The organism is Paraburkholderia translucens (assembly GCF_020881035.1).
Lineage (GTDB): Bacteria > Pseudomonadota > Gammaproteobacteria > Burkholderiales > Burkholderiaceae > Paraburkholderia > Paraburkholderia translucens.
The window spans coordinates 19794-42014 of the sequence record NZ_JAJITC010000003.1; the positions used below are offsets into that span (position 1 = coordinate 19794).

General features: G+C 63.3%; 20 protein-coding genes, 1 tRNA gene and 1 pseudogene. 11 read left to right on the top strand and 11 right to left on the bottom strand.

All coding sequences use genetic code 11. The annotated features are described in order from the left end of the window. Positions 1-10: 10 nt before the first annotated feature. The 7 genes from LJ655_RS05705 to LJ655_RS05735 all read right to left on the bottom strand — a co-directional run bounded on the left by LJ655_RS05705 (position 11) and on the right by LJ655_RS05735 (position 6553). Positions 11-742 (bottom strand): MotA/TolQ/ExbB proton channel family protein, encoded by a 732-nt coding sequence (locus LJ655_RS05705; protein ID WP_230560298.1) that lies wholly within the window; start codon positions 740-742, stop codon positions 11-13. A 27-nt stretch (positions 743-769) separates the two neighbouring features. Next, positions 770-1483, bottom strand: a complete 714-nt coding sequence (locus LJ655_RS05710; RefSeq protein ID WP_230560299.1) for an energy transducer TonB — start codon at positions 1481-1483, stop codon at positions 770-772. 279 nt (positions 1484-1762) lie between these two features. Continuing rightward, on the bottom strand, positions 1763-2023 hold the full coding sequence (locus LJ655_RS05715) for a (2Fe-2S)-binding protein (protein ID WP_230560300.1): 261 nt from the start codon (positions 2021-2023) through the stop codon (positions 1763-1765). 171 nt (positions 2024-2194) lie between these two features. After that, on the bottom strand, positions 2195-3082 hold the full coding sequence (gene murI / locus LJ655_RS05720; protein ID WP_230560301.1) for a glutamate racemase: 888 nt from the start codon (positions 3080-3082) through the stop codon (positions 2195-2197). A 163-nt stretch (positions 3083-3245) separates the two neighbouring features. Continuing rightward, positions 3246-3725 (bottom strand): bacterioferritin, encoded by a 480-nt coding sequence (gene bfr, locus LJ655_RS05725; protein WP_230560302.1) that lies wholly within the window; start codon positions 3723-3725, stop codon positions 3246-3248. A gap of 150 nt (positions 3726-3875) precedes the next feature. Further along, positions 3876-5399, bottom strand: a complete 1524-nt coding sequence (locus tag LJ655_RS05730; RefSeq protein ID WP_230560303.1) for a fumarate hydratase — start codon at positions 5397-5399, stop codon at positions 3876-3878. Positions 5400-5650: 251 nt separating this feature from the next. Then, positions 5651-6553, bottom strand: a complete 903-nt coding sequence (locus tag LJ655_RS05735) for a DMT family transporter (protein WP_230560304.1) — start codon at positions 6551-6553, stop codon at positions 5651-5653. 413 nt (positions 6554-6966) lie between these two features. On the opposite strand from LJ655_RS05735, the gene acs reads away from it, so the two are divergent. The 5 genes from acs to LJ655_RS05760 all read left to right on the top strand — a co-directional run bounded on the left by acs (position 6967) and on the right by LJ655_RS05760 (position 12360). Then, positions 6967-8949, top strand: a complete 1983-nt coding sequence (acs, locus tag LJ655_RS05740; protein ID WP_230560305.1) for an acetate--CoA ligase — start codon at positions 6967-6969, stop codon at positions 8947-8949. A 156-nt stretch (positions 8950-9105) separates the two neighbouring features. Further along, positions 9106-9522 (top strand): DUF4212 domain-containing protein, encoded by a 417-nt coding sequence (locus LJ655_RS05745; RefSeq protein WP_230560306.1) that lies wholly within the window; start codon positions 9106-9108, stop codon positions 9520-9522. Between the two features lie 4 nt (positions 9523-9526). Next, entirely contained in the window at positions 9527-11545 is a 2019-nt protein-coding gene (locus LJ655_RS05750; RefSeq protein ID WP_230560307.1) for a sodium:solute symporter family protein, read from the top strand. Positions 11546-11615: 70 nt separating this feature from the next. Continuing rightward, a tRNA-Ser gene (locus LJ655_RS05755) sits at positions 11616-11706 on the top strand. A 234-nt stretch (positions 11707-11940) separates the two neighbouring features. Further along, positions 11941-12360, top strand: coding sequence for a hypothetical protein (locus tag LJ655_RS05760; RefSeq protein WP_230560696.1), 420 nt, complete (start codon positions 11941-11943; stop codon positions 12358-12360). Here the strand turns inward: LJ655_RS05760 and LJ655_RS05765 are convergent. Next, positions 12295-12435: pseudogene (locus LJ655_RS05765) on the bottom strand (phosphohydrolase); the annotation flags it as partial. The gene LJ655_RS05760 and the pseudogene LJ655_RS05765 overlap by 66 nt on opposite strands. Before the next feature lie 435 nt (positions 12436-12870). On the opposite strand from LJ655_RS05765, the gene LJ655_RS05770 reads away from it, so the two are divergent. The 3 genes from LJ655_RS05770 to LJ655_RS05780 all read left to right on the top strand — a co-directional run bounded on the left by LJ655_RS05770 (position 12871) and on the right by LJ655_RS05780 (position 14541). Further along, positions 12871-13137, top strand: a complete 267-nt coding sequence (locus LJ655_RS05770; RefSeq protein WP_230560308.1) for a hypothetical protein — start codon at positions 12871-12873, stop codon at positions 13135-13137. 236 nt (positions 13138-13373) lie between these two features. After that, positions 13374-14114 carry a hypothetical protein gene (locus LJ655_RS05775; protein ID WP_230560309.1) on the top strand — a complete coding sequence of 247 codons (741 nt, stop codon included), beginning with the start codon at positions 13374-13376 and terminating at the stop codon, positions 14112-14114. A 10-nt stretch (positions 14115-14124) separates the two neighbouring features. Beyond that, positions 14125-14541, top strand: a complete 417-nt coding sequence (locus LJ655_RS05780; protein WP_230560310.1) for a DUF4279 domain-containing protein — start codon at positions 14125-14127, stop codon at positions 14539-14541. 600 nt (positions 14542-15141) lie between these two features. Here the strand turns inward: LJ655_RS05780 and LJ655_RS05785 are convergent. After that, complete coding sequence (locus LJ655_RS05785; RefSeq protein WP_230560311.1) at positions 15142-17673, bottom strand: penicillin acylase family protein; 2532 nt, start codon at positions 17671-17673, stop codon at positions 15142-15144. A 607-nt stretch (positions 17674-18280) separates the two neighbouring features. Beyond that, on the bottom strand, positions 18281-19177 hold the full coding sequence (locus LJ655_RS05790) for a LysR family transcriptional regulator (RefSeq protein ID WP_230560312.1): 897 nt from the start codon (positions 19175-19177) through the stop codon (positions 18281-18283). A 113-nt stretch (positions 19178-19290) separates the two neighbouring features. Between LJ655_RS05790 and LJ655_RS05795 the strand changes: the two genes are divergently transcribed. The 3 genes from LJ655_RS05795 to LJ655_RS05805 are packed head-to-tail and all read left to right on the top strand — an operon-like array spanning position 19291 to position 21096. Then, positions 19291-19515: a hypothetical protein gene (locus tag LJ655_RS05795; protein ID WP_230560313.1), complete on the top strand. Its 225-nt coding sequence runs from the start codon at positions 19291-19293 to the stop codon at positions 19513-19515. A gap of 25 nt (positions 19516-19540) precedes the next feature. Further along, entirely contained in the window at positions 19541-20506 is a 966-nt protein-coding gene (locus tag LJ655_RS05800) for an NAD-dependent epimerase/dehydratase family protein (protein ID WP_230560314.1), read from the top strand. 8 nt (positions 20507-20514) lie between these two features. Continuing rightward, entirely contained in the window at positions 20515-21096 is a 582-nt protein-coding gene (locus LJ655_RS05805) for an SRPBCC family protein (protein ID WP_230560315.1), read from the top strand. 100 nt (positions 21097-21196) lie between these two features. On the opposite strand, the gene LJ655_RS05810 is transcribed toward LJ655_RS05805, so the two are convergent. Next, positions 21197-22210: an aldo/keto reductase gene (locus LJ655_RS05810; RefSeq protein ID WP_230560316.1), complete on the bottom strand. Its 1014-nt coding sequence runs from the start codon at positions 22208-22210 to the stop codon at positions 21197-21199. Between the last annotated feature and the right edge of the window lie 11 nt (positions 22211-22221).

The window sequence follows — 22221 nt, forward strand, 5'->3', positions numbered from 1 at the left end:
GCCTCGTCGATCAGTTGGCGCGGGTCGCGAGACGCAGGCCGTCACCGCGCCTCGTCGACGACAGGCGCGCGCCCGTCACGAAGAACGCATGCAGGCCGTGCGCGAAGCGGGCGAGCTTCGCGACGATCGCCTTGTTGGCGCGCGTGAGTGCGTTGTAGCCGAGGACCGCCGGAATCGCGACGAACAGACCGAACGCGGTCATGATCAGCGCTTCGCCGACCGGGCCCGCGACCTGGTCGATCGACGACTGGCCGCTCGCGCCGATCGCGAGCAGTGCGTGATAAATGCCCCACACGGTGCCGAACAGACCGACGAACGGCGCCGTGCTGCCGATCGATGCGAGGATCGCGAGACCGCTCTGCATGCGTGCGACGCTTTCGTCCATCGTGTCCTTCAGGCAGCGCGTGATCCAGTCCGACACGTCCATGCGGTCATGCAGATGCGGCTGCGTCTGATGATGATGGTCGGCCGCCTCCTGGCCCGACAGCGCGAGCGCGAGGAACGGGTTGTGATGTGGCGTCGAGGTACCGCCGCCGAGCTTTTGCACGCCGTCGGCGAGGTCGTCCGAATGCCAGAACGCCTGCTCGGCATTCTTCGTGAGACGCTTCAGGCGCATCACGTTCCGCCCTTTGACGACGATCACGCTCCAGGACATCACCGACATGATCAAAAGCGCGAGCGCGATACCGCGCGTCACGAAATCCCCTTGGGTCCAGACGTGCGCCAATCCGTAGTTTTGCATTGCCATTCCTTGATTTTGAAATCTGCTTCAATCGGTCAGATCGAAGTTGAAAGACTGGGTGTACGCGGCTCTGACGGGCTCACCGTTCTCGAGATGCGGCTTGCAGGCGCTCGCGTGCATGGCGGCTACCGCGGCGTCGTCGAGGCGGCTATAGCCGCTGCTCTTCGTCAGTTCGATGTTGTCGAGCTTGCCGGTCAGGCCGATGACGAACCGCACCGACGCGATGCCGGTTTCGTGGCGCCGTTTCGAAAGCGTCGGGTAATCGGGATGCGCGATATTGCACTCGACGTGCGAGACGTTCCTTGGCGCGCTGATTTCCATCGTCGGCTTGCCGATGGCGGGCGTTGCCGCGGCGGGCGGCGTCGCCAGGCCGGGCGGCGACGCCGGTGCGGCCGGCGCGGGCGGCTGCGGATCGGGGGCTGCGACTTGCGTCGCCGACGGCGCGGCCGCCTGCGGCAACGGAGTCGGCGCCGGCTTGGGCGCCGGAGCCGGCTTTGGCCGGTGCGTCGGCTGCGAATGGACGGACGGCGCCGGATGAGGCGGCGGCGATGCGATCGATTGCAGCGCAGCCGGCGCGGGCGGCAGCAGTTCGGCGGTCATGACACGCGATTCGAGCGCGGCCTGGACGGGTTCGTGACGCAGCGTCATGATCGCGCCGAGCAGCGCGACGTGAATCGCCGCGACCACGGCAGTGGTCGTGAGCGCGCGGGAATTCGGTCGAGTGGACGACGCCGGCGTCATGTTCGGAAAATCAGCAGCGAAATGAACAAAGTAGTCACGAAACCAATCAGCAATTCCATCTCGACCTCCTTTTCAAGGATGAGCGGGGTAGCTGGCTGGTACGACTACTGGCTGGCTGACGGCAGTGGAATAACGCGGTACGGCGGTCAATACCGCGGAGGTGTTGCAGACGCGCGGCACATCCAATGTCACATCAAGTGATGCATCAGATGTGCGTCGCGCATGAACGCGTAGGGGACACATGGACCGCGGCTCGCGCCGCGCCCCGGCAAGCTGGACTCAGGCTGCCTTGCGCTCGCAGAACGTCACTTGCACGACCTGCGCGACGTTCTGCACCTGTTGATGCTCGACGAGACCAACACCGCAACGGCTCGCGCATACGCCGCTTTGCAGCATGACGTCACGCACGGATTCCTCGCATTTGCCGCAGCAGGAAGCGACGCCGAGTTCGAACTGCAACTCGTCGAACGAATCGATGCCATCCGCAATCGAGGAGCGGATTGTGCGGTCGGAGACGGATTTGCAGACGCAGACAATCATGGCAGGGCGGGATAGCTAGAGTTAATGCGAATTATTATCATTATGTTTGTCGCGTTTGGCAAGCGTTCTGTGCGGCTTTTTGTAACAAAACCAGTCCCTTAGCGGGGATCTCGCCAGACGCGAGTGCCGCGAGTGCCGCCCCGGGCACGTCGCGCGCGCCGGATCGAGGCGCTAAGCGGCCCGGGAATCCGGTGCGGCCGTACGCGGAGATGGAATCAGCACCTGTTCGACCGCCGCCTCGATCTGCAACAGCGTGGCAGCTAGTTGTTGCTGATGGACCCCATCGTCGGTGGAATAGAAGCGCGGCAGCGGCGTGCCCGCGGCCGGCGTGGCGGCGCGCAGGCCGTGCTGGTCAAGCACGCGTTCGAGTTGACGGGCGATTGCGACGCTCGTGTCGATCAACGCGAGACGCTCGCCGACGATATCGCGAATCGCCGCATCGAGAAACGGGTAATGGGTGCAACCGAGCACCAGCGTGTCGGCGCCTGCGTCGAGCATCGGCTCGAGATAGCTGCGCAACAGCTCACGCAGCTCGGCCGACCCGATGTCGCAACGCTCCACCGCCTGCACGAGTCCGTGGCCGGGCTGGCACAGAAAGCGGCAGTCGGCGGCGTAGCGTTCGAGTAGTGCCTGGAAGCGGGCGCTGCGCAGCGTCGCCTGGGTCGCGAGCACGCCGGCGACGCGGCTTTTCGACTGCAGCGCGGCGGGCTTCACGCCGGGTTCGACGCCCACGAGCGGAATCGGCAGCTTTTCGCGCACCAGCGCGATCGACTGCGCGGTCGCCGTGTTGCACGCGACCACGACCGCCTTCGCGCCTTGTGCGGCAAGCCATGCGCCGATGGCGAGCGTGCGGTCGGTGATGAAGTCGTCGTCGCGCTCGCCGTAGGGCGCGTATAGCGAGTCGGCGACATATAACAGCGCCTCGTCAGGCAGTTGCGCACGTACCGCGCGCAGCACCGACAGACCACCCAGCCCCGAATCGAAAATACCGATCGGCGCCTGGGACGCGGCGCCAGCGGCAACACTGCGGACAGTCGGGGACGGCGAAGGGGCGGGCATAGGCGAAGAAATCGAGCGTGACGTGGCGGTCGTAGAAATAAGCGAAACCTGAGCGAAGCGCGAGGCGGCGCGCAAGTATACCGTCAGTGTGGTGCGGTCCGGCGCGAGTGCCTCGTTCACAGGCGCCACGCGCTACCGCGCGGGATGCGTCAGCGTGCTCCGATCAGGACTCGACCGAGCCCATCGCGCTTTGCTGGTAGTTCTGGATACCGACCTTGTCGATCAGATCGAGTTGGGTTTCGAGCCAGTCGATGTGCTCTTCGGTGTCCTCGAGAATCGTCGTGAAGATCTCACGCGAGACGAAATCGCGCACCGATTCGCAGTACGCAATCGCTTCCTTGCAGGTGCTCTGCGAAACCTGTTCGAGCTTCAGATCGCATTCAATGATTTCTTTGGTTTCCTCACCGATCAGCAGCTTGTGCAGATCCTGCAGATTCGGCAGGCCGTCGAGCACGAAGATGCGTTCGATCAGCAGGTCCGCGTGCTTCATTTCGCCGATCGACTCGTCGTACTCGTGCTTGCCGAGCTTGTCGAGGCCCCAGTGGCTGTACATCCGGGCATGCAGGAAATACTGGTTGATCGCGGTCAGCTCGTTCTTCAGCTGGGCGTTCAGATATTCGATGACCTTCTTGTCGCCTTGCATGTCCTTTCCTCTTTCGGGGACCTCGAATTTCCAACAACAATAAACGCCATGCCCGAAAAAGCCAAGAAATTGCATGACGCAAGGCAATAAAAAAGCCGGGATCGCGGTCCCGGCTTTTCGACTGGATGCAGTGGCGTTAATTGCCGGTCATCAAGCGGTAGCGACCGGAATCTTGCCGATCTTGGCCTGCCATTCCTTCGGGCCGGTCTGGTGTACGGAGGTACCGGTCGAATCGACGGCGACCGTAACCGGCATATCCTGCACGTCGAACTCGTAGATCGCTTCCATTCCGAGGTCTTCGAACGCGAGGACCTTCGCGCTGCGGATCGCCTTCGACACGAGGTACGCGGCGCCGCCGACGGCCATCAGATACGCGGCCTTGTGCTTCTTGATCGACTCGATCGCGACCGGGCCGCGCTCGGCCTTGCCGATCATCGAAATGAGGCCCGTTTGAGCGAGCATCGTCTCGGTGAACTTGTCCATCCGCGTCGCGGTGGTCGGGCCGGCCGGGCCCACCGCTTCGTCGCGCACCGGATCGACCGGGCCGACGTAGTAGATGACGCGGTTCGTGAAGTCGACCGGTAGCTTCTCGCCCTTCGCGAGCATGTCGGCAATGCGCTTGTGCGCGGCGTCGCGGCCCGTCAACATCTTGCCCGACAGCAGCAGCGTCTGGCCCGGCTTCCAGCTGGCCACTTCTTCCGGCGTCAGCGTGTTCAGATCAACGCGCTTGCTGGTCTCCGTGTTCGGTTCCCAGTGCACCTTCGGCCATGCATCGAGCGAGGGCGCTTCGAGTTTGGCGACGCCCGAACCGTCGAGCGTGAAGTGCGCGTGGCGCGTCGCCGCGCAGTTCGGGATGATCGCGATCGGCTTGGACGCGGCGTGCGTCGGCGCGGCCATGATCTTCACGTCGAGCACGGTCGACAGACCGCCGAGACCCTGCGCGCCGATGCCGAGCGCGTTGACCTTCTCGTGCAGCTCGACGCGCAGCTCTTCGATCCAGTCCTTCGGGCCGCGCGCGATCACGTCCTGAATGTCGATCGGGTCCATCAGCGATTCCTTCGCCATCACCATCGCTTTTTCAGCGGTGCCGCCGATGCCGATGCCGAGCATGCCCGGCGGGCACCAGCCTGCGCCCATCGTCGGCACGGTCTTCAGAATCCAGTCGACGATCGAATCCGACGGGTTGAGCATCGCGAACTTCGACTTGTTCTCCGAGCCGCCGCCCTTGGCCGCGACCTGCACGTCCACCGTGTTACCCGGCACGATCTCGTAGTGGATCACGGCCGGCGTGTTGTCCTTCGTGTTCTTGCGCGCGCCTTCGGGCGGGCTCACGATCGATGCGCGCAGTACGTTGTCCGGATTCAGATAACCACGGCGCACGCCCTCGTTGATCATGTCGGTGACGCTCATCGTCGCGCCGTCCCAACGCACATCCATGCCGACCTTCACGAACACCGTGACGATACCGGTGTCCTGGCAGATCGGGCGCTTGCCTTCGGCGCACATGCGGCTGTTGGTGAGGATCTGCGCGATCGCGTCCTTCGCTGCTGGGCTCTGTTCGAGTTCGTACGCGCGGCCGAGCGCTTCGATGTAGTCGAGCGGATGGTAGTAGCTGATGTACTGCAGCGAATCAGCGATGCTCTGAATCAGGTCTTCCTGTTTGATGACGGTCATGGCTAGCTCAATGGGGAGTGGCGCTTGTTGTCGGATCGCAGCGCGGTGCGGTCAGTCTTACGCCTTCAGGGGAGTGGAAACCTTGATACCGCCCGCGGCGTGCAATGCCGCAGGCGCTTCGAAATGTTTGGACGGAACCCGGGGCCATGTGCCGACGGCGCGGCCACCGGGAGGTCCCGAGACTCGCGCCGGGCGCGCTATTGTACAGCGTCGGTCGAATCTGCTGCTTTCCGGCGGGCAGCCCGCCGGCCTTACGATGCGACCGGCGGCACGCTGCGCGCCTTCAGGCTCGCGAGGCCGATACCGGCGATCACGCAGGCGAGCGCGATGCCGTGCGCGAGCGTGGGCCGCTCGCCGAGGAACACGATGCCGTAAAGCGCCGCGGCGACCGGCAGCACCGCGCTGAACACGCCGGCGAGACTGCCCTGCACGTGACGGATGCCCTTCATCCACAGCCAGAACGAGAAGATGCTGGCCGACAGCCCGTACCACAGCACCAGCATCCAGACGCTCGACGGCACCGCGCGATAGTCGAAGTGCGCGAGCACGCTGGCGCCGAGCGGCAGCATCAGCAGCAGGCCGAACAGATGCGTGTACGCGCAGATGTCGATCGGCTCGAGCGTTTGCGTGAGGCGTCGCGACAGGATGACGTACAGCGATTCGCAGCACACGGCGCCCAGCACCATGAAGTTTCCCGAGAGCGATCCGGCGCCGGCTATCGCATGCGCGCCCGCTTCGGCGTGCGCGACATTGATGACGACGACGCCGACGATCGCCAGCACGATCGACGTGAGCGCGCGGCCATCCGGCCGCTCTTTCAGGATCAGCCACGACAGCAGCGCGACGACCGCCGGAATCGTGCTCGTGATCACGCCGGCGGCGACGGCGCTCGTGCGCGCGACGCCGTTGAGCATCAGCAACGTGAAGCCGAAGGTGCCGAACAGCGCCTGCAAAAACAGGTTGATCCACTCGTCGCGTTTGACGCGGCGCAGTTTGGTCACGCGCAGGAGCGGCCAGAGCACGGCCATCGCGATCACGAAACGCAGCAGCGCGAACAGTGGAACGGGGACGAAGGCGACGATCGATTTACCGATTCCGACATTGCTGCCGACCAGCAGCATCGAGGTAATGAGAAGCAGGGCGTAGCGATTCAAGCTGGAATCCGGGCGGCTGGTTCAGCTAGCATTGTAAGAGGCGGTGCGACAGAGCGTAACCATCGAACGCGCGTAAAACGCACGTAGAACGGGCGATCTTTTCCTCGCCCCTCTCGTCTGATCAACGCGCGGGCGCGTCGACGGCATGCTCGATCTAAGGGTTTTCGCTTGCAGATCAACATGATGCGCGTAAGTGGCTGGTAAGTTGCAGCGCTTATGGTTAAGCCTTGAGGCTCGGGCACGCTTGATGAGCGGGCCCGCATGCACGGATGTTGCGATGCCGCACGCACGCGCGTGGGGCGGCATCGCGAGGTGGGAGACAGTGCCGCTCGTGGCGGCTCGAACAGGATAAGGCCAGCGCGCGGGCCGCGCGCCGGCACAGATTTTTCGTTTCATCTTCCAAGGGGTTGTCGATGTCTGCGATTGAATCGGTTCTTCAGGAAAGCCGCGTTTTTCCGCCCTCCGCTGACACTGCGAAGGGCGCCGCGATCTCCGGCATGGATGCGTACCGGGCGCTAGTCGCCGAAGCGGAACGCGACTACGAAGGCTTCTGGGGGCGTCTCGCGAAGGAGACGCTGAGTTGGCACAAGCCGTTCACGAAGGTGCTCGACGAATCGAAGGCACCGTTCTACTCGTGGTTCGAGGACGGCCAGCTGAACGCGTCGTATAACAGCATCGACCGTCACGTCGAAGCCGGTCACGGCGAGCGCGTCGCGATCGTATTCGAAGCCGACGACGGTACCGTCACCAACGTCACCTATCAGGACCTGCGGCAACGCGTATCGCGCTTCGCGAATGCGCTGAAAAAACGCGGCGTGAAGAAGGGCGATCCGGTCGTCATCTATATGCCGATGTCGATCGAAGGCATCGTCGCGATGCAGGCGTGCGCGCGTATCGGCGCGACGCACTCGGTCGTGTTCGGCGGCTTCTCGTCGAAGTCGCTGAACGAGCGGCTCGTCGACGTCGGCGCGGTCGCGCTGATCACGTCCGACGAACAGATGCGCGGCGGCAAGGCCTTGCCGCTCAAGAACATCGCCGACGAAGCGCTCGCGCTCGGCGGCTGCGAGAAGGTCAAGAGCGTGATCGTGTACCGGCGCACCGGCGGCAAGGTCGGATGGGACGCAGGGCGCGACCTGTGGATGCATGAACTCACGCAGGGCGAGTCGGACCAGTGCGCGCCCGAATGGGTCGACGCCGAGCATCCGCTCTTCATCCTCTATACGTCCGGCTCGACCGGCAAACCGAAGGGCGTGCAGCACTGCACCGGCGGCTATCTGCTGTGGGCTGCGCAGACGCTGAAGTGGACCTTCGACTGGCGGCCCACGGACGTGTTCTGGTGTACCGCCGACATCGGCTGGGTCACCGGGCATACCTACATCACGTACGGGCCGCTGACGCTCGGCGGCACCCAGGTCGTGTTCGAAGGCGTGCCGACCTATCCGGATGCCGGACGCTTCTGGCAGATGATCGCGAAGCACAAGGTCACGCTGTTCTACACGGCGCCGACCGCCATCCGCTCGCTGATCAAGGCGTCTGAGGCCGACGCGAAAGTGCATCCGAAGCGCTATGACCTGTCGGCGCTGCGCATCATCGGCACGGTCGGGGAGCCGATCAATCCGGAAGCGTGGGTGTGGTACTACGAGAACGTCGGCGGGGGCCGCTGCCCGATCGTCGATACGTGGTGGCAGACCGAGACCGGTGGTCACATGATCGCGCCGATGCCGGGCGCGACGCCGCTCGTGCCGGGTTCGTGCACGCTGCCGCTGCCGGGCATCATGGCCGCGGTCGTCGACGAAACGGGCCAGGACGTGCCGAACGGGCAGGGCGGCATCCTGGTGATCAAGCGTCCGTGGCCGGCGATGCTGCGCAACGTGTGGGGCGACCCGGACCGCTATAAGAAGAGCTATTTCCCCGAGGAGCTCGGCGGCAAGCTCTACCTTGCAGGCGATGGCGCGGTGCGCGACAAGGAAACCGGCTACTTCACGATCATGGGCCGCATCGACGACGTGCTCAACGTGTCGGGCCATCGTCTCGGCACGATGGAGATCGAGTCGGCGCTGGTCGCCAATCCGCTCGTCGCGGAGGCGGCCGTGGTGGGCCGCCCCGATGCGACGACCGGCGAGGCAGTGTGCGCGTTCGTCGTGTTGAAGCGCGCGCGTCCGCAAGGCGAAGAGGCCGTCAAGCTCGCGAACGAACTGCGCAACTGGGTCGGCAAGGAGATCGGTCCGATCGCGAAACCGAAGGACATCCGCTTCGGCGAGAACCTGCCGAAGACGCGTTCAGGCAAGATCATGCGCCGCCTGTTGCGTTCGCTCGCGAAGGGGGAGGCAATCACGCAGGACGTGTCGACGCTCGAGAATCCGGCGATTCTCGATCAGCTCGGCGAGTCGATTTAAGGCGTTGTTATCGGGTCTCGCGCGGGCGGCGGCGGTGGTTCAGACACGCTTGCGGCCGCGTCGCGCGAGGCCCGTTGTTCGAGCGGCCGGCTTGCGTCGCGGCATCGCGCGGACAATCCCAATTGCCTGGCCGATGCCTTTTTGATACATAGGCGCATGGCCGCGCCGCATCCATCCTCCCATGTCACGTTGAACCCCGCGCCCGAACCGCCGCGAGTCTCGGCGGCGATGGCGCTCGCACATCGCAAGTACTGGCGTTTCAACCTCGCATTGATCGCGGTGCTGATGACGCTGGGCTTCTTCGTTTCCTTCGTCGTGCCGTTGCTCGCGCCCACGCTCGCGCAGGCGCACGTCGGCGGCTTCAGGCTGCCGTTCTACTTTGGCGCGCAGGGCGCGATCCTGATCTACCTCGCGTTGATCCTCGCCTATATCGTGCTGATGCAGCGCGCCGATCGCCGGTTGCAACGCGCGTTCGAAGCGGATTCGCGGCGCGATGCCGCAAGCGGTCCCACCGTGGATCTCGCGAGTCACGAGGACGCCGGCACGAACGCGCCGGCCGCACGCGGACGCTGAGCCGATGAAGCACACGCATCGGCTGATCCGCTCGTACACGCTTTATACGCTCGGCTTCCTGCTGTTCGTCTTCGTGATGTGGCGCATCGAGCGCCGCACCGGTCCGGGCGTATGGATCGGCTATGTGTTCCTGTTCGTCCCAATCGCGGTGTATGCGGTGATCGGTGTCCTGTCGCGCACGTCGGATCTGGTCGAATACTACGTGGCGGGGCGGCGCGTGCCGTCGGCGTTCAACGGTATGGCGACCGCGGCCGACTGGCTGTCGGCCGCGTCGTTCATCGGTCTTGCCGGCTCGATCTACGCGACCGGCTACGATGGCCTCGCGTACGTGATGGGCTGGACCGGCGGCTACTGCCTCGTCGCGTTCCTGCTTGCGCCGTATGTGCGCAAGCTCGCGCGCTACACGATTCCCGATTTTCTCGGCACGCGCTATTCGAGCCACGCGGTGCGCGGGCTCGCGGCGCTCGCCGCGATCCTGTGCTCGTTCGTGTATCTGGTCGCGCAGATTCAGGGGGTCGGGCTGATCGCGACGCGCTTCATTGGCGTCGATTTCGCGGTCGGCATTTTCTGCGGGCTCGCGGGCATTCTGGTGTGCTCGTTTCTCGGGGGCATGCGCGCGGTGACGTGGACCCAGGTCGCGCAGTACATCATCCTGATCCTGGCGATGCTGATACCCGTGTCGATGATCGCCCACAAAGACGGCCTCGGTTGGGTGCCGCAATTCAGTTATGGACGTTTGATGGAGCGCATGGAAGGGCTCGAGAAACAGGTGCGCGACGCGCCGCTCGAACAGCGCGTGCGCGACGACTATCGACGCCGTGCCGCGCTGATGCAGATGCGCCTCGATACGCTGCCGCAATCGTACGTCGACGAGAAGCAGCGGCTCACGCTTGAGGTCAGCGATCTGCGCCGCCATAACGGTCCGTTGCGCGAGATCAAGGAGCGCGAGCGCGCGCTCGAACAGTTTCCGCGCGATGCCGCCGCCGCGCAGATCGTCTGGAGCCAGCAGCGCGACGATATGCTGATGCGCGCGACCGCGCCGGTGCCGATGCACGAACCGTTTCCCGTTGTCGGCGATGAAGACCGCAGCACGCATGCGCGCAACTTTCTGTCCCTCCTGCTGTGTCTGTCGCTGGGCACGGCGAGCCTGCCGCATATCCTGACGCGCTACAACACGACGACCTCGGTCGCTTCGGCGCGGCGCTCGGTCGGCTGGACGCTCTTTTTCGTCGCGCTGTTTTACCTGACCGTGCCAGCGCTCGCGGTGCTGATCAAGTACGAGATGTTGACGAACGTGGTCGGTCATCACTTCGCCGATCTGCCGCAATGGCTGACGCAATGGCGCAAGGTCGAGCCGAGCCTGATCAGTCTCGCCGATACGAACGGTGACGGCATCGTGCGCTGGAGCGAGATCCAGATGCAGCCCGATATGGTCGTGCTCGCGGCGCCCGAGATCGCGGGGCTGCCGTACGTGATGTCGGGCTTGATCGCGGCGGGGGCGTTGGCGGCGGCGCTATCGACCGCGGATGGTCTGCTGCTGACGATTGCGAACGCGTTGTCGCATGACGTGTACTACCACATGGTCGATCCGAACGCGTCGAGCCAGCGGCGCGTGACGATCTCGAAGATTCTGCTGCTGGGTGTGGCGCTGTTCGCATCGTACGTGGCGTCGCTCAATACCGGGAACATTCTGTTTCTGGTCGGGGCGGCGTTTTCGCTGGCGGCGTCGAGTCTGTTTCCCGCGCTCGTGCTCGCCGTGTTCTGGAAACGCACGACGCGGCTAGGCGCGGTGGCGGGGATGGTCGCAGGGCTCGTCGTGTGCATCTACTACATCGTGTCGACGTATCCGTTCTTCACGCAGATGACGGGTTTCACGGGTGCGCGCTGGTTCGGCATCGAGCCGATCAGCTCGGGCGTGTTCGGCGTGCCGGCCGGGTTTCTCGTGGCGATCGGGGTGAGTCTGATCGATCGCAAGGCGGACGCTTATACGATCGCGCTGGTCGACTATATCCGGCATCCGTAGGCCGTCTGCGCGCGGCGTGGGCCGAGGTGTGGCGCAAGGCGCGAAGTTTGCTATAATTCGGCTCCCCGCCGGAGAGATGGATGAGTGGTTTAAGTCGCACGCCTGGAAAGCGTGTATAGGTTAATAGCCTATCGGGGGTTCGAATCCCCCTCTCTCCGCCAGGACGGAATACCAAAACCCTGTAAGTTCAATGGCTTACGGGGTTTTTGTTTTTTCTGGCCCATCAATTAGCCCATCATCGAGCAACGTTTCACGGCTGGGCCGGCGGTTTCTCCTGCTGGTCGCGCACCGTCGCGCGTTCGCGACACTCCGCTAGAATCCGGCTATGTCCGGTGCCCGCAAGTTGGCCTGCTGTGCAACATCGTCATGGCTACGGCGAGCCCTCAGGAGGCAACGTGAACGACCCGTATTCGTACAAGGCTATCAATCCGCTGTGGAGTCTGGTCGATCCGCTGACCGTAGAGCAGGCTGCGGCATTGATCGCTGGCTTCGATCCGAACGCGGTTGATGAGAGCGGCGAGTGGTTCAAGAATCGAGAAACCGGTTTTACTGACAGCGACGGCATTACATGGGTCCGGACTGCGTTCGAAGCGCTGGTCAACGCAATCAATGCTGGCAAGCTGAAGGCAACGATTCGCCGTTCTGCGTGGGAGCGAGGATGGGACGAAGAGCCCGAAGACAATGAGCGCTTCTCGGAAAAGGTGACGATACGCGAGGACGATGCAGCAGAAGCGTGGCACACCGATCCCGTCGTCGATGCCCCCTTCGTTGGCGAGGACATTGGCGAGTGCAATGGGATGGTTGACGTAGGGTGACGCATTGCTGTCCTTCCGCCGCTGGTTGCGGTGTTTTTCGGCGGCGAAGGCTATTGCCCGGATAAGGTTTTTCATTGTAGTTCTCTCTTCGTCTTGAACACGTTCGACATCGCGTATTTGTGCCCGTTCGTGAATCGACCGCGAACGATAGTCCTACCTTTGCGCGACTGCGAGCACTGCGTACACGCGGCGAGCATGGCTGACAATCATGATTCAAATGCGCCACGCCCCCATTGCCATGCAAATGGCGGCGCGCATGCATGGTGCGCTGTACTTCAAGCGTCACGTACACAGCGTGACCCCGGATTGGCGTCTGGGAACCGAATAGGCGGGCAACCGCCGACCGGCGGTTTTTTTACGCCCGCATCAAGCGCCCTTATGGTCGGGCCTTGGTGGGGGAGCGCTTGCGCTCGCCGGTTTCCTATTCGCCGGTACGCCAACCTTGCCATGTGCCCGGCCACCGCGATTGGCGTCGGGGGCCGGGTTCCAAATTCGAATAGGAGGTGTCTCTTGCACCATATCCCCGCTCGCCCTGAGCAAACTCAATCGCCCATTTCATCCCACAGGATCGACGCACAACGGGATGCCGCGATGCCTGACACCGCTGTTATCCGCGTCGATCAACTGTACGCGCTGGCGGGGCTGTTGAGTCTGGAAGAAGTCGCGGAGCAGTTTTCCGATCTCTCAACCGTTGCTCGGGTTTCCATTTTTGGTCTGTTCGAGGATGCGCTCGCTGACATACGCGCAGCACTGATGCAGACGGCGGCGCGTGAATAGCCTGCTTGCGAGTGCCGCCAGCGGCTGAAAAGCCGCGAATGGCGGCGCGAGTCCTTCCCGCGATCATTCGCACTGCGGGCGCGAAAAACCGCAACGTTCTGCCGGGTGCTTTTTTCTGTTTCGTTAAGAGCTGCGGAGATTTTGGGCCGTCGCCCATGTACGAATGTCTGTCGCACGGTAATCATCTGACTGCTGTCAACCCCGGCAGCGACTTCAGATGAACCGTCGACACACCTATGTCCCTGTCCATATTTGAGATGTTCTCGGTGGAACTGTGCTGCCAGAGGCCACCGGGTGCCCGTTATGTCATCTGTAACGAATTGCACTACAAGGCGTGCCTCGGGAAGGCCGCAGACCTCGGGAAAGCCAGGGCAGAAACCCGCGAATTTCTCGGTATTGCCGACCTGAACCGCAGGCAATGGGAGAAGGACGGGAAACTGATCAGGAAGCTCATTGGCCAGAGCTGGTTGTTTTTTCACAACGTGCGAAACGGGAACCCTGACACCGATGGCTGGTGGGTCATCGTCGCGCTTCTCGAAGAGGTTCGCCGGGGCAAACTGCTTGTCATTAAAGGCCCGCGTGATAGCCTGTTTCCGTCAGCCTACAGCAGTACGCCGTTGAGGAATCTCGCGAGGTCCGCCCAGTACCATCCGGCCACCTGGCAAGCCCAGTTAGCCGCTGCGCGCGCAGCGAGGGCTGGCGATAGAGGCGCATCAACGCTGCTCGGCGACGCGCAGCCGTTCGAGTACATACCAGATACCGTAAGCGGTGATGTCCAAGAACTCGCCGCGAGCACGAACAACCCGAAGTTCGCCGCAAAGATGCTTGGATACGACCAGCATACCTTCGGCGATATCTTGCACGACTTCAAACCCGACAATGGCCTTGGCCCGGCTGATAACGTTATCTGGCACGACAACGGCGACGTCTACTTCAACGGCCGTTTCGTAGCCAACTTCCACGATTGGGCCAACTGAGAGAATCGCAATGACCGACCATCAACTAGCTCACGCGACGTTTCACGTAATGGGTGACGCGGTAATCCCTCAATTCTGGACGGACTATTTCGGCGTTTCCCCGAGTTCGGCCATAACCAAGGGCGAGTCCTTTACCACACCTTCTGGCAGGGTCAGCCGGACACCCGGCCGCGTAGGGCTTTGGGCGGTCGCAAGCAAACCGTTCGTTCGCAGTAACGAACTCGAACCACATTTACGCTTTCTTATCGAACGACTCAACCTCACCCGGCCGGACTTGCGGGAAACGCTGGAGCGCGAAGGGGTAAAGGTGCGATTCTGGTGTTACTGGGACAACGAGAGCGGCGACCGCGTGCCCGATGTGCCCGACGATATTCGCACCATGATGGAAGCGATTGGCGGGACTGTTGAGATTGATGAATATCGATAGAACCTAGCTCGAACGCAAACGCCAACCCTCGCGAGTCGGCTTTTTTGTGCGGGCTTGTAAGGCACAGCGTGAGTGTTATGGGCCGCGCCTCTGAATCAATCCGCTATGCCGCAAACATGCACGGCCCACGCTTCCATCATCGGGCGGCGTTGTTCCAGCAGGTCGGTGCGGTGATATGCCGCCCTCTCTCCGCTAGCCTTCCCATGAGGCCTTCCAGCCGACGCAGCCCCCGATCTGTGCCATAGAACCGGGGGTGTGCCAGAGATTTTCATCGAAGCGGCTTCACGCGCTCCGGTTTTCTGCGGTAAATCCTTTTCGTTACCTTTCCGTCCGCATGGGCAAGAAGCGCTCGCGCGTGCTCGAGCGTCTCTGCATCGCTGGCGCATTTCGCCCGCAGATCGTGCTCGCTGACGTGATGCTGCGGCGCTGGAGATCGAAGCGGGCTGCTCACTCAAAGGGCGAGCGACATCACCGCATTGCTGCCACATGACTGGCAGCCTCTTACCGCTGTCGCCTGACTCACCGTTCGTCAAGGCGGGTTCACCGTGCCCCTTACTGCCAAAGTCGCCCCGGTCTGCAGGGTCTTCGAGGTGTCTTGAGTCAGCGAGGGTTCTTCTGAATCACCAAAGGTCCGCCCATAACGGTTGCCCGATGCGTATCAGCCACGTTGAGCTTAAGCGTATGCACGGCTGGGCCAGGCAGGAACGGCGCCACATCGCCGCGCACCCACGTTTCATGTCCCGCCAGAAAATACGGCGACAGTGGATTGCCGGACTGTCCGCCGGGCATCTCGAAGATGCCGTCCTGCTCACGCCCTGGCGATACTGCAAAACGCTCGGATGCGCCGAACACCGGTGACTGCACGCGCGGCATATTGATGTCGCCCGGCAGCGGATCGCCCGGCGTGCTGAGCCAGCTGCGCACCCACGGCAGCCACGACGGCACGATCCGCGCGAACGGATGCGCGATTGCCGAGCGGTTGCGCTCGCCCCAGCGTGCATCTTCAGGCTTCGTGCCCTTCGGCAATTGCGCGATCGAGCGGTCGATCCGATCCAGCACGAACGCGCGCCAGTCCGCGAAGCCCTCGGGTATCCACGCGTGCTGGCCGGCGAGCGTCTCCATTGTCGCCTCGTAACGCGAGTTCGCCGCCCGATAGCTGAGCTCGGGTGCGATCGCGGTCATCTGCTTGTCGAGCGCACCGAACCAGGCGTCGTACAGGGAGTAGTAGAACGCGCGCACCAGCCGGTAGCCGACCGCAGTCACATCCGCGTGACCATCCCAGGTTTCGACGAGCCGGCGGAATGCCGCGCGTTCGGGATGGCCGTTGAGAGCGGTCGCGTCGAGCGCGTCGAGGGCAGTGCGTCGCCAGTGTTCAATCCAGAAAGCCCGGTCGTCGGTCTGCACCGCCAGCATGTCGCGCTCGGTCGCATGCGGCAACGCGAGCAGATCGTCGCGAATCTGCGTCGCGCGTGCGCCGAGATCGGCGCCCGCATCGCCGATGCGTGCTGCCTCGCCCGGTGGCAACGTCCGGTTGTTCGCAGTCCAGATGCGGCCCGCCGGCGGATCGGTGCGCAACGGATACTCAGCGGGAGGCAGATACTTCTGCCAACCACTATAGGTATCGGAGCGGAACGGGAGGCTGGCGAGCGCCGTGGCATCCGCATCGGCAAAGCGCGGCAGGGGACCGGCGAGCGTCCAACCGATATGGCCCTGTGCATCAGCCGCCATGAAATTCTGCGTTGGCAGGCCGAAGGTCTGCGCAGCGTGCAACGCGTCGATGACGTTCGACACGCTTTCGAGCTGCATGAGGTTCACGTTGATCGCCTGCGGATCCTGCGCAACCCAATGCAAGGCATACGCATGCGGGCCCACCACGATCTGGGGCCCCCAGCGGGTTTGCACGACCGGAAGATCGACACTCGCGCCGCCGTTCACGTCGAGGCGCTCATGGATCACCTGCGCCGTCTGCCAGCCGCCGTCGGGCACTCCATAGCGAAGCGGATCGTCCGGGTCGCGCAGCAGTTCGATGAGATCGATGAACCGCCCGTAGCTGTTCGTGAATCCCCAGGCAATATGGCCGTTGCTGCCGCTCACGACGAGTGGCGTGCCCGGCAAGCTCACTCCCGTGATGCGCCGCACGCTGCCCTCTGGCGCGGGATAGACCAGCGATAACCGGTACCAGATGTTCGGCAGCGACAAGCCGAGGTGCATGTCGCTCGCGAGCAGCGCGCGTCCTTCCACGCCGTGCGCACCGTCGACCGCGAATCCATTGCTGCCGACCATCGAATCGACGTGAGCCCCGGCGTCGATGAGTCTGGGTACGCTGCTCAATGACCCGCTGGTCTGCGCGTCGAAGTCCGCGGCGGACCGCGTTGCGGCCAGCCACGGCGGCGGCGTCGCGGGCAGGGCGGGGGGTGACGGCGCGAATGCGCGCATGCCGTCGAGCGGAGCATCCCAGCGGCTCGTTGCGGGCAGCAGGAACGCAAGCAGGTCCGCAGGCAGCCGCTCGCGCAGCGCCGCGCGTGACAGCACGTGCGTGACCTGGCCGTACTGCAGGTCGATGTACATGGCATAGACGGCGAGCAACGTGTCCTCGGGACGCCACGGGACCGGTTGCGTGCCCAGCAGCCAGTATTCGAACGGCCGCGCGCGAAGCGAGCGCAGGCCGTCGTTGACGCCCGTCGCATAGTGTTCGATCAGTTGCCTCTGCTCTGCGGGCAACGCGGCGAGCGCCGCCCGCGCGTGTTCGCGAAAACGCATCGGCCGGTCGCGCCGGTCCAGCGCCAGCGCAGCCGGACCCATGAGCGCGGCCATCTCGCCGGCGGCGACCCGGCGCAGCAGATCCATCTGAAAGAAGCGGTCCTGTGCGTGAACGAAACCGGTCGCATACGCGACGTCGTCCCGCGTGCTGCCTTGCACCGTGGGCACGCCGAGCGCGTCGCGCGCGATTGTCACCGTTGCCGATACCGGCGCGGCGCGCGTGCCGTCGAGTTGCGGCAGGCTCGCCCGCAGAGTCAACCCGGTTGCCACCACCAACGCGACCAGAACGGTGACTACGGCGCACAGCAGAATCAGCGGCCACGCGCGGCGCCGCTTTTGCGGGAATGGCTCGAACGGATCATTGCGGATCATGCAGGCGGTTGTCCAATGCTTGCTGCAACGGCAATCTCATCGCCGAAATGCCTTGCGACGATAGCATGGCCGTGTGGAGACAATATGCGTGGACGTCACTGGAGCCGGATAATGATCATCGTCGCGCTCCGGATGGCATGGATTTTTTTCAGAGAAGTGAGGCTTTGTGGCCTCCATAAAGGCACTCGGTTTATCTGACGTCCGTATTCGAAGCCCTCCTTTTTGCGCACTCGCGCGCTCGCCTGATGCGCCGCGGAGCTAAATGTCAGCCAGCTCAAATGCGGCTTTGGCCGACGAATGGGCGATCGGGTCAGCCGTCGTACGAGCACTCCAGATCCGAAAGCTGACGGACGAGCTACTCGCACCTTTCGGGCATTGCGGACGCTTCGCCACAGACCTCGTCGGGCAGCAGCATCGTGCTAACCGGCCGTTCGCGCGAGCCTGCTCCCGAGCGGCGACTCTCCAATCGGCGAATACGAACTTACGACCCACAACGGTCCTTTGCCTTTCTCAATACCGGCCATTCGCGACAAGTCGAGCGCAACTGGTCACTGAGCACTCCTGCCAGCGCCTTCCGATGACGCGTTGCCGGCAGCCTCCGGGTAACCTACGAGCGCCGTATGTAAGCCTTCAAACCCGCCGCAATCGCTGAGAACGTCACCGCACAACGTGCGCTCTCGCGCAGGTCCTCGTGCATGGCCACCCAGGTGTCCATCGCAATCGAGAAGCTGGCCGGTAACACGCGTATCAGCGCCTTGTCCTGCGCGGTCAACGCCGCCTGGCACACGCCAATGCCGAAGCCCGCGCGGATGGCGGCTAGCTGGGCCAGGTCGCTGTCGGCGCGAAACGCCAGGGCAGCGCGCGAGAACACTGGGAATTGATCCTGGAGCCGGCGGATGAATGCGTTCTCGTGATCAAAGCCGACGATCGCGTGACGGGACAACTCATCCATCGATTTCGGCGTGCCGTGCGCTGCCAGATAGTGTTCGTGAGCATACAAACCGAGTTCGACGGCGCCTACGCGTCTGGCCACCAACGCGTCCTGCGTGGGCCGGAGCATGCGCACCGCGATGTCCGCCTCGCGGTGCAGTAAATCATCCACCTTGTTCGACAACACCAGTTCGATGACCAGTTCAGGGTGCTCGCGCCGCAATGCAGCGAGGATAGGCGGGAGCACCTCGACGCCCATGACCTCGCTTGCGGTCAATCGCACCGTACCGCGAACGCCTGCCCCGTGGCTGCTGGCCACCCGGAGCAGCGCCGCAGAGGTCGCGGCCACGCCGGCGGCATAGGGCCTCAGTTCGAGCGCAGCATCGGTAGGCGCGAAGCCATCGAACGAGCGCGTGAAGAGCTTTAACGCCAGTGCCGATTCCAGACCGTCGATGTGACGGCCGACCGTCGGTTGGGTCATCCCCATCGCGCGCGCGGCCGCTGACAGTGAACCTGTCTCCAGGACCGTCAGAAAAGTGCGGTACCACTCCCAGTTCGGTTCGCGTTGAATCATGGTATGCATTTTTGTATAGGCGCGATAGCAATCTAGGCGATTTTCGTTTGGCTGTCTATTGAGCAAACTACGGTCTCCAGCAGCAGGATCGATCGAAGTCTAAGGAGCGAAAAATGAACATCGCAGCCATCGAGGCGCGGACATCTCCGCGCCAGGGTACCTGCGTCACAGCCGTGTGGACCCGGCGGGGTGTCAACGTAGTGTTCGCTGCTTCCGTCGCAGCGCTCGAAGCCTGGCTGCGGGCACCGGTTCAACCCGTTCTCGATGCGTATCTGGGCACTGTGCTCGCTCGTGCCTCATCGATCTCTGTTGCGATCTTTCGCCACCTCTCGTCGTGAGCTTTCATCCCCAAGGAGAATCATCGTGTCCAAAGTAGCCCTGTTCGGCGCCGCAGGCGTTATCGGTCAAAGCATTGCCTCCTCCCTCCGTTGCAGCGGCCGTCCCTACCGCGTCGTCGGCCGTACCGAAGCAAGCCTGCGCGAGGCATTCGGCGCCGACCCGCTTGCTGAGATCGTCACCTGGAACCCTGACTCGCCCGCCTCGGTGCTGGCCGCGGCGAAGGGCATCGAGACGCTGATTTATATGGTCGGCGTGAACTACTGGCAGTTCGAACTGCATCCGGAGCTGATGCGCAAGACGATTGATGGTGCGGTCGCCGCCGGGGTCAAAAACATCATTTTGATTGGCACCGTGTACCCGTACGGCAAGTCCCGCGCCAACCCGGTACGCGAAGACCATCCGCGTGAGCCGCACACGTACAAGGGCCGCATGCGCAAGGCGCAGGAGGATCTGCTGATGCAAGCGCATGGCGACGGCCGCATCAACGCAACTGTCCTGCGCTTGCCGGACTTCTATGGACCCGGCGTGGAAGCCAGTCTGCTGCACCGCGCGGCGCAGGCTGCAGTGAACGGCGGCGCCGCAGACATGGTCGGGCCGATCGACCGCCCGCACGAGTTTGTCTTCGTACCGGACGTGGGGCCGGTGGTCGCGCGGCTGGTCGATACCCCCGCCGCGTTCGGGAAAATCTGGAACTTCGCCGGCGTGGGTGTCACGACGCAGCGCGCACTCGTGTCGGAAATGGAACGCCAGACTGGCAACAAGATCAGGTTACGCGTGGCAGGCAACATGATGCTGCGTCTGATCGGCCTGTTCAACCCATTCATGCGAGAGATGGTCGAGATGAACTACCTGATGACCGACCAGCTGATCATGGACGATTCGGCGCTGCAGCAACTGATCGGGCCGATCCGTAAGACGTCGTATGTAGAAGGCGTCCGGCAGACGCTTGCCGCTGTGGCAAATACCCGAGCGCTGGTCACCGCAGCCTGAGCGCCGTCATGAAAAACATCATTTCCAGCGCAGCCGCGCGCTTCGTCGCCCGTGCCTCTGTTCTGACGAGCATCGCGGTAGTCGCTGTTGCACTGCTCGCGGCAGAAGAGGCACACGCGGGGACTACCGTCGATATCGATCTGGCGGCTCCAGTAGTGTCGCGCCATGACGTTGACATCGATGCGCCGCTTTCGACCGTGTGGGCAGTTCAAACCAACATCTCGGCGTGGCCGACGTGGCGCCCCACAGTGACTGCCGCCCACTTTGACGGGACGCTGTCCGCCGGATCGGCATTCAAATGGGAGGAAGGCGGCTTGAAGATCACTTCTACGGTCCGGGAAATCGTGCCGCAGCGAAGAATCGTCTGGACAGGCCCGGCGCAAGGAATCTTCGCGGTGCATGTTTGGGAGTTCTCCGCAACGGGGCGCGGCGTCCATGTGCACACCGAGGAGTCATGGAGCGGTGACGTCGTGAGGGCCAACGCCACGACTTTGCAACCGATGCTGGATGGAGCCCTGGGGGATTGGCTGACGCGACTCAAGCAGGTCAGCGAAGCTGACTCGCCGCAGCGCCAGCAGAAGACTCAGTAAATGCTTGATTCGAGACATGCCGGATAGGCAGCGTCAAGCAGCATGGCCAACGTCAGTCAAGATAATTTGCGGTTGGCCGACCGATAAACAACCAGGGAGCTTAGCGCTCTTCCACCCGCTTTTCGCTGTCGAGCTCGGCGAGAAGAGCAGACGCATAGCGCTCCCCCGCAGCGGCGCCCTTCGGCACGGCCTGCTCAATTTCGCCAAGCTCACGTTCCGTCAGTCGAAGTTCGATGGAGCCAAGAGCCTCCTGAAGCCTCGCGCGCGTGCGTGCACCCACCAGTGGCACGATGTCCATCCCCTGCGCCGACACCCACGCAATCGCCAGTTGGGCAACGGTCACGCCCTTGCGCTCTGCCACCTTGCGAAGCGTTTCGACCAAAGCCAGATTGTGAGAGGCATTGTCGCCCTGAAATCGAGGACTGATGGCCCGAAAATCGTTTGGCCTCGCGCCAGCTTGCCAGTGTCCGCTAATCAGACCGCGAGAGAGCACGCCGTAGGCGGTGATGCCAATGCCAAGCGAGCGGCAGGTAGGCAAAATATCATCTTCAATCCCGCGTGAGATCAGCGAGTATTCGATCTGGAGGTCGCTGATCGTGTGGACGTTTGCCGCGCGCCGGATCGAATCCGCGCCGAGTTCGGAGAGGCCGATGTGCCGTACGTAGCCCGCCTTGACCAGATCCGCGATTGCGCCAACCGTGTCTTCGATCGGGACATTCGGATCGAGCCTTGCCGGCCGGTAAATGTCGATGTGATCGACTCCCAGCCGTTGCAGCGAATACGCGACGAAGTTTCGCACGGCCTGCGGACGGGCGTCATATCCGTGCCAGCCGCGAGCCGGATCGCGCAGCGCGCCGAACTTGACGCTGATCTGCACCGAGTCACGACGTGATGGTGGAAGCACGGACAACGCCTCGCGTATCAGCAGCTCATTGTGACCCATGCCGTAGAAGTCGCCGGTATCCAGCAGCGTAATGCCTGCTTCGATCGCGGCGTGTAGTGTCGCGATGCTTTCGCTGCGATCGGCCGGCCCGTACAGGTCGGAGATGCCCATGCAACCCAGTCCGATGGCGGATACAGCTGGCCCCTTCTGGCCGAGGATGCGTGCTTTCATGTGCGTTCTCC

Coding starts and splice junctions, on each gene's coding strand:
- LJ655_RS05705 (WP_230560298.1), bottom strand. CDS start 742: ATGCAAAACTACGGATTGGCGCACGTCTGGACCCAAGGGGATTTCGTG.
- LJ655_RS05710 (WP_230560299.1), bottom strand. CDS start 1,483: ATGACGCCGGCGTCGTCCACTCGACCGAATTCCCGCGCGCTCACGACC.
- LJ655_RS05715 (WP_230560300.1), bottom strand. CDS start 2,023: ATGATTGTCTGCGTCTGCAAATCCGTCTCCGACCGCACAATCCGCTCC.
- murI (WP_230560301.1), bottom strand. CDS start 3,082: ATGCCCGCCCCTTCGCCGTCCCCGACTGTCCGCAGTGTTGCCGCTGGC.
- bfr (WP_230560302.1), bottom strand. CDS start 3,725: ATGCAAGGCGACAAGAAGGTCATCGAATATCTGAACGCCCAGCTGAAG.
- LJ655_RS05730 (WP_230560303.1), bottom strand. CDS start 5,399: ATGACCGTCATCAAACAGGAAGACCTGATTCAGAGCATCGCTGATTCG.
- acs (WP_230560305.1), top strand. CDS start 6,967: ATGTCTGCGATTGAATCGGTTCTTCAGGAAAGCCGCGTTTTTCCGCCC.
- LJ655_RS05745 (WP_230560306.1), top strand. CDS start 9,106: ATGGCCGCGCCGCATCCATCCTCCCATGTCACGTTGAACCCCGCGCCC.
- LJ655_RS05750 (WP_230560307.1), top strand. CDS start 9,527: ATGAAGCACACGCATCGGCTGATCCGCTCGTACACGCTTTATACGCTC.
- LJ655_RS05775 (WP_230560309.1), top strand. CDS start 13,374: ATGTCCCTGTCCATATTTGAGATGTTCTCGGTGGAACTGTGCTGCCAG.
- LJ655_RS05780 (WP_230560310.1), top strand. CDS start 14,125: ATGACCGACCATCAACTAGCTCACGCGACGTTTCACGTAATGGGTGAC.
- LJ655_RS05785 (WP_230560311.1), bottom strand. CDS start 17,673: ATGATCCGCAATGATCCGTTCGAGCCATTCCCGCAAAAGCGGCGCCGC.
- LJ655_RS05790 (WP_230560312.1), bottom strand. CDS start 19,177: ATGATTCAACGCGAACCGAACTGGGAGTGGTACCGCACTTTTCTGACG.
- LJ655_RS05795 (WP_230560313.1), top strand. CDS start 19,291: ATGAACATCGCAGCCATCGAGGCGCGGACATCTCCGCGCCAGGGTACC.
- LJ655_RS05805 (WP_230560315.1), top strand. CDS start 20,515: ATGAAAAACATCATTTCCAGCGCAGCCGCGCGCTTCGTCGCCCGTGCC.
- LJ655_RS05810 (WP_230560316.1), bottom strand. CDS start 22,210: ATGAAAGCACGCATCCTCGGCCAGAAGGGGCCAGCTGTATCCGCCATC.